Source organism: Rhizobacter sp. OV335 (assembly GCF_900142965.1).
In the GTDB taxonomy this organism is placed as follows: Bacteria; Pseudomonadota; Gammaproteobacteria; order Burkholderiales; family Burkholderiaceae_C; genus Rhizobacter.
In genome coordinates this window covers 38564-50547 of record NZ_FRCQ01000014.1, presented here as the reverse complement: position 1 = coordinate 50547, position 11984 = coordinate 38564, and the positions used below count along the sequence as shown (strand labels likewise).

Below are 11984 nucleotides of genomic sequence, written 5' to 3'. Positions count from 1 at the left end.
ATGGACACCCTCCTCGAACCTACCCCTGTCAGCACTGCCGCGCCGCTGCTGCAGCTGCGCGGCGTCTCGAAGCGCTTCGTGCAGGACATCGATCTCGCAGGCCGCATCGCGAACCTGCTGGGGGCCGGCCACCGCGCCTCGGTGGTGCACGCCGTGGCCGATGTCGACCTGGAGATCCGGCCCGGCGAAGTGATCGGCGTGGTCGGCGAATCCGGCTGCGGCAAATCGACGCTGGGCCGCGTGGTCGCCGGCATCACGCCGCCGACCGAGGGCAGCGTCAGCTTCCTCGGCAAGCCGGTGGCCGCGATGGACGCCACCGAGCGCCGCGCCTGGGGGCTGGGCGTGCAGATGATCTTCCAGAACCCGATGGCCTCGCTGAACCCGCGCATGCGGGTGATGGACATCGTCGGCGAGGCGCCGGTGGTGCACGGGCTGGTGAAGGCGTCGCAGAAGGTGGAGTACGTCGAGAGCCTGATGCGCCAGGTGGGACTCGACCCCGGCTACGCGCAGCGCTATCCGCACCAGTTCTCGGGCGGGCAGCGGCAGCGCATCGGCATCGCGCGTGCGCTCGCCCTGAAGCCGCGGCTGATCGTCTGCGACGAGGCGGTGGCGGCGCTCGACGTGTCGATCCAGGCGCAGGTGCTGAACCTGTTCCTCGCGCTGCGCCGCGAGTTCGAGCTGACCTACCTCTTCATCAGCCACAACCTGGGCGTGGTGGGGCATGTGTCGGACCGCGTCGTGATCATGTACCTGGGCCGCATCGTCGAGGCCGCGCCCACCGAGACGATCTTCAGCGCGCCCAACCACCCCTACACGCAGGCGCTGCTGGCCGAGCTGCCGACACTCGACACCACGCGTCGCGCCTACCTGCCCATCCAGGGCGAACTGCCGTCGCCGCTGGCGCCGCCCCCGGGCTGCGCCTTCCACCCGCGCTGCCCGCATGCGATGCCGCGCTGCAAGGTCGAGGCGCCGGTGCTGCGCACGCTGCAGACAGGCCACACCAGCGCGTGCCACCTCAACGATCCCACGCCATGACAGCCGTCCTTCAAAGCGTTCCGACGCCGTTCCCGCCGTTCACGCTGCGCCTGCCCGAGGCCGACCCGGTGCCGCTGGTCTGCGACTCGCCGCACAGCGGCGTGCTGTACCCCGATGACTTCGGCCACGTCGTGCCCTTCGATCAGCTGCGCGGCGCGGAAGACACCGACGTGCATGTGCTGTGGCAGGCGCTGCCCTCGGTCGGTGCCACGCTGCTGGCAGCGGATTTCCCGCGCGCCTACATCGACCCGAACCGCGACATCGACGACATCGACCCCGGCATGCTGGCCGAGCCGTGGCCGACGCCGCTGCACCCCAGCGAGAAGACGCGCCTGGGCATCGGCCTGATCTGGCGCGATGCGGGCAAGAGCGGCAAGTGGCCGATCTATGCGCGCAAGCTGCCGGTGGCCGAGGTGCAGCGGCGCATCGCCACGTACCACGCGCCGTACCACGCCGCGATGCGCGAGCAGATCCAGGCCGCCCATGCGCGCTTCGGCGCGGTGTGGCACCTGAACCTGCACTCGATGCCCGCCGATTCGTACGAGGGCCTGCAGATCCAGAGCGACCATCCGCTCGCCGATTTCGTGCTGGGCGACCGCGACGGCAGCACCGCATCGCCCGAGTTCACCGCGCTGGTGGCCGAGGCGCTGCGCCGGCGCGGTTTCAGCGTGGCGCTGAACGACCCGTTCAAGGGCGTCGCGCTGATCGCGCGGCTGGGCCGACCCGCCGAGCGCCGCCACAGCCTGCAGGTGGAGATCCACCGCGGGCTTTACATGAACGAGACCACGCGCGAGCGCAGTGCCGGCTTCGCCGCCTTGCAGAATGCGCTCACCGCCGTCTCCCGCGAGATTGCCGACTACGTGAAGGATCAAGTGACATGACGCTCATCGCCGAGATCGAAGACAAGCACGCCGAGTTCACCGCGCTGCGCCGCGACATCCACGCGCACCCGGAACTGGCATTCAAAGAGACGCGCACCTCCGACCTGGTGGCCGAGCGCCTGGCGGCGTGGGGCATCGAGGTGCACCGCGGCCTCGGCCAGACCGGCGTGGTGGGCGTGCTGCACGGTACGCGCGGCGCTGGCGAGCGCGCGATCGGCCTGCGAGCCGACATGGATGCGCTGCCGATGCCGGAGCACAACCGTTTTCTGCATGCGTCGAAGGAGCCGGGGCGCATGCACGGCTGCGGGCACGACGGTCACACCGCGATGCTGCTGGGCGCGGCGCACTACCTGGCTACGCACCGCGATTTCGAGGGCACGGTGAACTTCATCTTCCAGCCGGCGGAGGAGGGCGGCAACGCCGGCGCGAAGGCGATGATGGACGACGGGCTGTTCACCCGCTTCCCGTGCGAGGAGATCTACGGCATCCACAACATGCCGGGTTTCGAGGCGGGGCATTTCGCGTTCCGCAAGGGGCCGACGATGGCGTCGAGCAACCGCTTCGACATCATCGTGCGCGGCACCGGCGGGCATGCGGCGCAGCCGCACAAGGCGGTCGACACGATCGTCATCGCGGCCGAGATGGTGGGCGCGCTGCAGACGCTCATCTCGCGCCACAAGAACCCGATCGACGTGGCGGTGGTGAGCGTGACGCAGATCCATGCAGGCGATGCCTACAACGTGCTGCCGGGCGAGGCGGTGATCCGCGGCACGGTGCGCACCTTCAGCACCGAGGTGCTGGACGAGATCGAGGCCAACATGCGCCGCATGGCCGAGCTGCTGCCGCAGGTACACGGCGGCACCGGCGAGCTGAAGTTCCACCGCGCCTACCCGCCGCTGGTGAACTGGGACGCGCAGACCGATTTCGCGATGAAGGTGGCGCAGGACACCTTCGGGGCCGACAAGGTGGACGGCAACACGCCGCAGCACGGCGGCGCCGAGGATTTCTCGTTCTACCTGCAGAAGGTGCCGGGCACCTACCTGTTCGTCGGCAATGGCGGCGGCGGCCACCGCGAGGCCACGTACCACGGCATGGGGCCGTGCGAGCTGCACAACCCGAACTACGACTTCAACGATGCGCTGCTGCCGGTGGGCGGGACGTATTGGGTGCGGCTGGTGGAGGCGTTCTTCGCGCGGGGGTGAGCGGAAATTGCAGCCTGCGACCTCGATTCCTGACAATTATCGATAATCGAGTTCGGCCGATTGAAATCGGCCACGTCGACAATTAATCTACTGCTCAGCCTGAGCCCACACGATCAGGTGTCAGCCCTGGGGAGGGATGCAATGAGCAGCAAGACGGTTGATCGCCGGTTCGATGACGTGGCCGTGTTCGCTCGGGAGAGCAACGGCCTGAGCGCCAAGGTCTCCGTCGTGATCCCCACCTACAACCGTGCCGAGGACGTGGTGCGCGCGGCGCGTTCCGCGCTGGCCCAGACGCTGCCGCCGCACCAGGTCATCGTGGTCGACGACGGCTCCACCGACAACACGGCCGAGCTGGTGCGCGCGCTGCCGGAGCCGGTGCTGTACATCCCCAAGTCCAACGGTGGTGTGTCCAGCGCACGAAACACGGCGTTCCCGCAGGTGACCGGCGACTACGTGGCGCTGCTCGATTCCGATGACCACTGGGATCCGCGCTGGCTGGAGACTGCGGTGAACAGCATCGAAGCAGTGCCCGGCGCCGGCGCGGCCTGCTGCACCCGCGCGCGCGGCGTGCGCCCCGACGGCTCGGAGATCGGCATCGCGCCGCCCAAGCCCGGGGTGGTGAACGGCATGCTGCGCCTGCCCGACCTGCTGATGGGGGGCATGATGGGCTCCAACGTCGTGCTGCGCACCGAGGCACGCAATGCAGCGGGCGACTTCGACACCACGCTGAAGACCGGCGAGGACATCGACTTCGCGCTGCGCGTGGCGGTGTCCACCACCATCGTCGAGGTGGCGCAGCCGCTGGTGAACGTGACCAGCACGCCGGGCTCGCTCAGCAGGAACATCAACACCGGCAACCGCCTGAAGGTGTATGCCAAGTTCGAGCAGGAACATCCGGAGCAGGCCCGCCATTTCGCCAAGGAGTTTCGCGACGCCCGGGTGGCCACCACGCTCGGTTACGCGCGCGACCTGATGTGGGCTCGCCAACTGCCGGCGGCGCGCGAGCGGCTGCGCGAATCGTGGCGCTACCGACCCACGGTGGAAGCCGCCAAGCTGGCAATCAAGCTGGTGGTGCTCAGTGCGCTGGGGCGTGGGCGCACCCCGGGCTGACTTTCCTCATCGTTCACGCGCGCGCCGCATCAGCAGGTACGCGGCCGGGATCACGAACATCGACAGCAGCGGCGCGGTGATCATCCCGCCCACCATCGGCGCGGCGATGCGCTGCATGACTTCGGAGCCGGTGCCGCTGCCCGTCATGATCGGCAACAGGCCGGCGAGGATGACCGCGACCGTCATCGCCTTCGGCCGCACGCGCAGCACCGCGCCTTCGCGGATCGAGTCGAGCAGGTCGGCCGCGCTCGTCTGGCCGGCGTCGAGGCGATCCTGCCAGGCGTGCTTCAGGTACAGCAGCATGATCACGCCGAACTCGGCCGACACGCCGGCCAGCGCAATGAAGCCCACCGCCCCGGCCACGGACAGGTTGTAGCTGAGCAGGTACAGCAGCCAGATGCCGCCCACCAGCGCGAACGGCAGCGCCGCCATGATCAGCAGCGCCTCGTCGAAGCGCCTGAACGTGAGGTACAGCAGCACGAAGATGATCAGCAACGTGAACGGCACGACGATCTTCAGCTTGGCCGTGGCGCGTTCGAGGAACTCGAACTGGCCCGACCAGGAGATCGAGTAGCCCGGCGGCAACTTCAGCGCCTTCATCACGGCGCGCTGCATGTCCTGCACGGCACCGCTCAGGTCGCGCCCGCGGATGTCGACGTAGACCCAGCCCGACAGCCGCGCGTTCTCGCTGCGCAGCATCGGCGGGCCGTCGGTGATCCGGATGTCGGCCACATCGGACAGCAGCAGCCGGGCGCCGCGTTCGCTGACGATCGGCAGCGTGCGCAGTTTGTCCAGCGAGTCGCGCAGCTCGCGCGGGTAGCGCAGGTTGATCGGGAAGCGCTGCAGGCCCTCGACGGTCTCGCCGATGTTTTCGCCGCCCACGGCCGACGAGATGACGGACTGCACGTCCGAGATGTTCATGCCGAAGCGCGCCGCGTCGTCGCGCCGGATGTTGACGTCGACATAGCGACCGCCCGTGAGCCGCTCGGCCAACGCGCTGGTGACGCCCGGCACGTCCTTCAGCACGCGCTCGATCTCGCCGGTCAGCCGGTCGATCGTCGCCAGGTCGGTGCCCGCCACCTTCACGCCCACCGGGCTCTTGATGCCGGTGGCCAGCATGTCGATGCGGTTGCGGATCGGCGGCACCCAGATGTTCGAGAGCCCGGGGACACGCACGATGCGGTCCAGCTCCTCGACCAGCTTGTCCTGCGTCATGCCGGCACGCCACTGGTCGCGTGGCTTGAACTGGATCGTCGTCTCGAACATCTCGAGCGGTGCCGGGTCGGTGGCGGTCTCGGCGCGGCCTGCCTTGCCGTAGACGCTGACGACTTCGGGGACGGTCCTGATCAACCGGTCGGTCTGCTGCAGCAGCTCGGCCGCCTTGCCGGCTGACAGGCCCGGCAGCGCCGAGGGCATGTACAGCAGGTCGCCTTCGTCCAGCCGCGGCATGAACTCGCCGCCGATGTGCTGCAGCGGCCACAGGCTGATGACGAGCACGACGGCGGCGCCCGCGATCGTGAGCCTGGGCCGGCGCAGCACCCCCTCGAGCAAGGGCCTGTACACCGCGATCAGCAGGCGGTTCAGCGGATTGCTCCGCTCGTCCGGAATCTTTCCGCGAATGAGGTAGCCCATCAGCACCGGGATCAGCGTCACCGAGAGCCCGGCGGCGGCCGCCATCGCATAGGTCTTGGTGAAGGCGAGCGGCGCGAAGAGCCGCCCCTCCTGGGCTTCCAGCGTGAACACCGGAATGAACGACAGCGTGATGATGAGCAGCGAGAAGAACAGCGCCGGACCCACCTCCGCCGCGGATTCGGCGATCACCCGCCAATGGTCCTCACCCTGCAAGGACTGGCCGGGGTGCCGGTGCCGCCAGTGCTCGACATGCTTGTGCGCGTTCTCGATCATCACGACCGCCGCATCCACCATCGCGCCGATCGCGATCGCGATGCCGCCGAGCGACATGACGTTGGCGTTGACGCCCTGGTAGTGCATCACGATGAACGCGGCCAGGATGCCCAAGGGCAGCGAGACGATCGCGACGAAGGCCGAGCGCAGGTGAAAGAGGAAGATGAAGCACACCACCGCGACGACGACGAATTCTTCGACCAGCTTGTGGGTGAGGTTCTCGACGGCGCGCTCGATCAGGCTGGCCCGGTCGTAGGTCGGGACGATCTCGACGCCCTGGGGCAGGCTGGCCTGCAGCGCCTTGAGCTTGTCCTTGACCGCGGCGATCGTCTCCAGCGCGTTCTTGCCCGAACGCATCACGATCACGCCGCCGACGGCTTCGCCTTCACCGTCGAGTTCGCCGATGCCGCGGCGCATCTCGGGGCCGAGCTGGATGCGCGCCACGTCGCCCAGGCGCACCGACACGCCGGCCTGCGAGGTGGTCAACGGGATCTTGCGGAAGTCGTCCAGCCCCTGCAGATAGCCGGAGGCGCGCACCATGTACTCGGCTTCGCCGAGCTCGAGCACCGATCCGCCGGTCTCCTGGTTGGCCTTCTGGATCGCGTCGACGATCCTGGTGTGCGGGATGCCATAGGCCGCCAGCTTGTCCGGGTCGAGCACGACCTGGTACTGCCGCACCATGCCGCCGACCGAGGCGACCTCGGCCACGTTGGGCACGGTCTTCAGTTCGTACTTCAGGAACCAGTCCTGCAGCGCACGCAGCTGGCCGGCGTCCTGGGTGCCGCCGCGGTCGACCAGCGCGTATTGATAGATCCAGCCGACGCCGGTCGCATCCGGTCCGAGCGATGCCTTGGCCTGCGGGGGCAGGCGCGACTGCACCTGGTTCAGGTACTCGAGCACCCGGGAGCGCGCCCAGTACGGATCGGTGCCGTCCTCGAACAGGACGTAGACGAAGGAGTCGCCGAAGAACGAGTAGCCGCGCACCGTCTTCGCGCCGGGCACCGACAGCATCGTCGTCGTCAGCGGGTAGGTGACCTGGTTCTCGACGATGCGCGGTGCCTGGCCGGGATAGGTCGTGCGGATGATGACCTGCACGTCCGACAGGTCCGGCAGCGCGTCCAGCGGCGTCTTCGTCACCGCGTGGATGCCCCATGCCGCGACCATCAGCGTCGCGAGCAGCACCAGGAAGCGGTTCGCGATGGACCAGCGGATGAGCCTGGCGATCATGGCTTGCTCCCCGCTTGGGAGCGCGACTCGACCCCTCGGAGACTCGCCTCGGAGTCGATCAGGAACTGCGACGACACGACCACCCGTTGACCCGCCTGCAAGCCGCGCTTGATCTCGGTCTGGCCACCGCTCTCGATGCCGGCCTCGACGTCGACCGGCCGGAAGCGGCCGTTCTCCTCGGCCAGCATCACGACCGTGCGCCTGCCGGTCTGGATCACCGCTTCGGTCGGTACCAGCAGGCTCTTCTCCGGGCGCATGTCCATGAACTGCATCTGCACGAACATGCCGGGCACCAGGCGGCCTGTCGGGTTCGCGAGCTCCATGCGTGCCTTCAGCGTGCGGGTCGAGGCATTCACCTCGGGCAGGATGGCCTGCACCTTGCCTTCGAAGCGTTCACCGGGCGCCGCGGGGCTCCTGGCCATCACCTTGGCGCCGGGACGCAGCAGCGCCGATTGGCTTTCGGGGACCTCGGCGTTCGCCCACACGCTCGACAAGCCGTTGATGCGGAACAGTGTCGTGCCGGCCACCACCGTCATGCCTTCCCGCGCCATCAACTCGACGACCACGCCATCGATGGGTGCTGCCAGCGTGATGCGCGGCTGCGTCGTGCCGGTTTTCTCGACCAGGCGGATCTGCTCGTCGCTCATGCCGACCTGGCGCATGCGCTGGCGAGCGCCATCGACCAGCGACGCCAGGTCGGTGCCTTGCATCCGCCGCACCGACAGATATTCTTCCTGCGCCGCAATCCAGTCCGGCACGTACAGCTCGGCCAGCGGCTGCCCCTTGCCGACGCGATCGAGCGTCGCCCGGATATGCAGTCTCTCGACATACCCGGTCGCCCGCGCCTGCACGATCGCCTGGTCGCGCTCGTTGAAGGCGATGCTGCCGACCGCGGAGACCTGCGGTGACAGCAGGCCCTCGACGACCTGGGCGGTGCGCACACCGAGGTTCTGCTGCACGCGCGGGCTGACGGTGACTTGGCCGGGGTCGCTGCCGCTGTCCGAGTACACCGGCGACATCATCATGTCCATGAACGGCGACTTGCCCGGCTTGTCGAACCTGCTGGCCGGCACCATGGGGTCGTGGTAGTAGAGGATCTTCTTGCCCGTCACCGGGTCGGTGTCGCCGGCCTTCAGGCCGGCCTGCATGTGGCGCCGGGTGGCGTCTTCGCCTTCGGCCGCGCTGGGAGGAGCACCCGAGACGGCGGCGGTCGAATCCGGAGACGTCGCATCACCGGCGCTCATTCCCATGCCGCGCTGTATGCCGAGCACGTACAGGCCGTAGCCGCCGGCGCCGACGAGCGCAGCCATCGCGAGCGAGATCAAGAGGGGTCTGGTTTTCATGGCGTTCTTCCGTGGGCGGCCGGGAGGAGGTAGTTCAACTGCGCCCACAGCCGGGCCGTGTCCATCTCGATGCGCAGCCGATCGATGCGCGTGTCGATCTCGTTGCGGCGCGCTTCCAGCACGGCGGCCAGCGAGCCCGTGCTGCCGCGGTAGGCTGCGACAGCGGCGCGCGTTCGTTCGGTGGCCAACGGGAGGATGGCGCTGTCGTAGCGGGTCAGCCGCTCGCGGTTGCCTTGCCATTCCTGCCACATGGCCAGCAACTCGGCCACGTGCATGCGTGTGGCTTCCTCGCGCTCGGCGCGCACCTGCTCCAGTGCGGCCAGCCTGGCCGCGACCTCGCGGTCCTGGCGGTTCTTCTGATCCCACTGCAAGGGAATCGCCAGGTTCACCGACACCATGTTCGAATAGCCGGGCCCGCGCTGGCTGTACATCAGCTCGACACTCGCATCGGTCTTCCTGTTGGCGCGGGCGACGTCGACCTCGGCCTGGGCCACTTCCTCACGCTTGACCATGACCGCGATGTCGGGGTGGTGCGCGAGGCGTGTCTCGAGTTCGTCCGGTTGGAAGCTCACCGTCTCCATCGGCGGTGCTGCGGACAAGGGATCGGTGGCCGCGGCACCGATCCAGCGCGCGAGCTGTGTCTTGGCCGTGGCGATCTGTCGCTCGCTTTGGGCGATGCGGTCCTCGACGAGCGCGACGGCCGCGCGGGCGGTGAACACGTCGGCCTGAGCGCCGCGACCGCCGCGATAGGCGGCGTCGGCTGCGTCGATCTGCAGCTTGGCCTCGTCGCGCTGGCTGACGAGCACCTCTCGCATGCGCTCTTGATAAAAGCGATCCAGCCACGCCACCGCCGTGTCGCGCTGGAGCTGGGTAAGGGCGAGCGCGCGGTTCGCTTCGGCAACCTCGGCCTCGCGCTCGAAGCGGGCTGCGCGGGCGTTCAGCTTGCTGGCTCGCGTGAGCTCCTGCATGACGCCGATGGAGCGCATGGTCATGAAGTCGCGGGGCGTGCTGAACGCGTCCGGTCCGTTGACCGGCAGGTTGTTGATGCCGGCCTTCAGCGTGGGGTCCGGACGCTGTCCGGCGGCGACCGCCATCTGCCGGGCGGCATCGGCGGCGGCGTCCTGAGCCGGCAACTGCCGGGATCGGTCGCGGGCCAGTTGCTGCGCGGCGTCCAGGGTCAGCGCGCCTTCGGCACGCGCGGGAAGCACCGCGAGACCCAGCGCGACCGCCAGCGATGCGCCGACGAGCTGGCGCCGGACGGACGGGGTCCGTTGGGGTAGGAAAAGAAGCATGAGATCTCCGAGCGAACGACGTGGGGTCGAAGCTGCGCTCGGTGGCGAGCACAGCCTGCGGCCGGGCCGACGACGAGTCAGCTCAGCGCGCGCAGCGGCGGGAGATCAGATGCGGAAACAGCAGTGCCGAATCGCGATGGGCGGCGCCGTGGTGCGCCGCAGGAACGAAGGCTGCTCAGCGACCGGTTGCGGCGAGGCGAGGAGCGGTTCCAGCGGGAAGAGGAGGGTCGAAACGAGAACGGCCGCGGGTGTGACCGTCGGCGCCTGGGGCTTGTCCAGCGACGACTTGCCGTCCAGGCAGTGCGCGTGGCACAAGGCAGGGTTGCCCGCGTCGGGCTGGGGCTGATCGCATCCAGGCATCGCAGCCATCGATGGCTGATCGACGACCGTGCTGCCCAGGTCGCCGCCGCTTTGCAAGCCGGGGCAGGTGTACGACGCCACGGCCGCCTGCATGAACAGCATGCTGAACAGCGCGATGAGCGCCGTCAGGATGCGGTACTTGCGGGGCAGTTTCATGGGCATAGTCTAAGTCGAGGGAGTGGATCCGTCCTTACGCCATCGGAATGCAGTCACATCACGAGTTCAGTCCAGCCCGGTCTTTCCTGGCGCCCAATAGGCCTTTGTCAAGACGCGGGACGAAGCGACGCCTGAGTCCTTCAGCACGCGGCGCAGGCGCTGGATGGTCGACGCCTTGCCCGTCAGCACGAAGGTCGAGCCGGCGGCATCGAGCGCTGGCAGGCGGCGCTCGATGCCTTCCAGATGCGCGTCGTTCTCCGTGCATTCGAACAACTCCGCCGCGTCGAGATGCAGTCGCGCCATCGCCTCACGGGCAGGCGCCGCAGCTTGCACCTCGAACAGGCAGGGCAGGGTCGCGGCGCTCGGACGACCAGCGAGCCCGATTGCATGCGCCAGTCCGATCGAAGTCTCGTCGCCGATCAGCACGGGCATGTCGATGTTCCGGACATCCAGCGATGCCCGTGGCCCGAAGACATCGCACGCATCGCCGGGGCTGACACCACGGACCCAGGCGCTTCCGGGACCGTGCCCGTGCGCCACCCCGAGGATCCGCGTCCGTCCCGCCGCGGCATCCCACTCGATCGGCGTGAAGGTCCGTGCGACGAAGGCCGATCCCATCGAAATCTGCACCTTCTGCCCGGGGACCCACTGAAGGCCCTTGAACTCCGGACTCTCCAGCGTGATCAGCCGGAAGCCTTCGGCGACGGGCTCGACCTCCACCACACGCGCCTGCTTCATCAGCATGCGCACCAGCGCACGGCTCCAGCTCATCGCGTGAACACGCTGAACTCGTTGCCCCGGCCCTCGCTGATCGGGATCGGTTGCGAGAGGTAGCCGTTCGCCGGATCGCGCACGTAGGCCAGGTACTCGTTGTCGTGATCGAAGGCGTTCTCCGCGAGGATGGGCGTGCCGGTCTTCAGGTGCGGCTCCAGCAGCTTCAGCACCGGCAGGTACAGGCTGAACGCGCCGTCGAGCAGCACCAGGTCGACCTCGCCGCCGACATCGGCCAGCGTCTCGCTCGCATCGCCCACGCGGATCTCGACCAGGTCGGCGAGCCCCGCCGCTTCGAGGTTGGCCCGTGCGCGCGCGGCCTTGCCGGGCTCCAGCTCGGTGCCGATCAGCTGGCCGCCGCCCATGTCGCGCAGCGCCGCGGCGAGGTGGATCGTCGAGACGCCCATCGACGTGCCGAACTCGACGATCCGCGTCGCCTTGCGCGCCCGGGCGCATTGGTAGAGGAAGCGGCCGTATTCCGGCGCCACGTTCAGGAAGTTGTCGGCGTAGCCGCGGTAGAAGCCGCGCAGGTCGCGGCGCTCTTCGGCGACGTGGTGGGCGATGGTGTCCGCGATCAGCTGTTCGGGATGCGCCGCGTCGACGAACTGCGCCATCAAGGGCCGGTCGGCCTGCTCCGCTTCGGTGAAGAGGTGCTGCAGCGTCCGGGCGACGCGGCCCGTGCTCAATGAATCCATGGTTTCG

General features: G+C 68.6%; 9 protein-coding genes and 1 pseudogene. 4 read left to right on the top strand and 6 right to left on the bottom strand.

All coding sequences use genetic code 11. The features are described from left to right. The 4 genes from BUE42_RS16045 to BUE42_RS16030 all read left to right on the top strand — a co-directional run bounded on the left by BUE42_RS16045 (position 1) and on the right by BUE42_RS16030 (position 4228). Positions 1–1035, top strand: a complete 1035-nt coding sequence (locus BUE42_RS16045; RefSeq protein WP_073466111.1) for an ABC transporter ATP-binding protein — start codon at positions 1–3, stop codon at positions 1033–1035. Next, positions 1032–1916 carry an N-formylglutamate amidohydrolase gene (locus BUE42_RS16040; protein ID WP_073466110.1) on the top strand — a complete coding sequence of 295 codons (885 nt, stop codon included), beginning with the start codon at positions 1032–1034 and terminating at the stop codon, positions 1914–1916. The genes BUE42_RS16045 and BUE42_RS16040 overlap by 4 nt, the downstream gene beginning before the upstream one ends. Further along, a complete protein-coding gene (locus BUE42_RS16035; protein ID WP_073466109.1) occupies positions 1913–3118 on the top strand; it encodes a M20 aminoacylase family protein in 1206 nt (401 codons plus the stop codon). The genes BUE42_RS16040 and BUE42_RS16035 overlap by 4 nt, the downstream gene beginning before the upstream one ends. 141 nt (positions 3119–3259) lie before the next feature. Beyond that, positions 3260–4228, top strand: a complete 969-nt coding sequence (locus tag BUE42_RS16030; RefSeq protein WP_073466108.1) for a glycosyltransferase family 2 protein — start codon at positions 3260–3262, stop codon at positions 4226–4228. A gap of 6 nt (positions 4229–4234) precedes the next feature. Here the strand turns inward: BUE42_RS16030 and BUE42_RS16025 are convergent, their stop codons facing one another. The 6 genes and pseudogenes from BUE42_RS16025 to BUE42_RS16005 form a co-directional block, all read right to left on the bottom strand. Continuing rightward, a complete protein-coding gene (locus BUE42_RS16025; RefSeq protein WP_083614186.1) occupies positions 4235–7360 on the bottom strand; it encodes an efflux RND transporter permease subunit in 3126 nt (1041 codons plus the stop codon). Between the two features lie 20 nt (positions 7361–7380). Continuing rightward, positions 7381–8703: pseudogene (locus tag BUE42_RS31625) on the bottom strand (efflux RND transporter periplasmic adaptor subunit); the annotation flags it as partial. Continuing rightward, a complete protein-coding gene (locus tag BUE42_RS16020) occupies positions 8700–9995 on the bottom strand; it encodes a TolC family protein (RefSeq protein WP_073466107.1) in 1296 nt (431 codons plus the stop codon). The pseudogene BUE42_RS31625 and the gene BUE42_RS16020, both read right to left, overlap by 4 nt. Positions 9996–10100: 105 nt before the next feature. Beyond that, complete coding sequence (locus BUE42_RS16015; RefSeq protein ID WP_073466106.1) at positions 10101–10511, bottom strand: hypothetical protein; 411 nt, start codon at positions 10509–10511, stop codon at positions 10101–10103. Positions 10512–10577: 66 nt separating this feature from the next. Further along, positions 10578–11282, bottom strand: a complete 705-nt coding sequence (locus BUE42_RS16010) for a siderophore-interacting protein (RefSeq protein ID WP_073466105.1) — start codon at positions 11280–11282, stop codon at positions 10578–10580. Continuing rightward, positions 11279–11977 carry an O-methyltransferase gene (locus BUE42_RS16005; protein WP_073466104.1) on the bottom strand — a complete coding sequence of 233 codons (699 nt, stop codon included), beginning with the start codon at positions 11975–11977 and terminating at the stop codon, positions 11279–11281. The genes BUE42_RS16010 and BUE42_RS16005 overlap by 4 nt, the downstream gene beginning before the upstream one ends. Between the last annotated feature and the right edge of the window lie 7 nt (positions 11978–11984).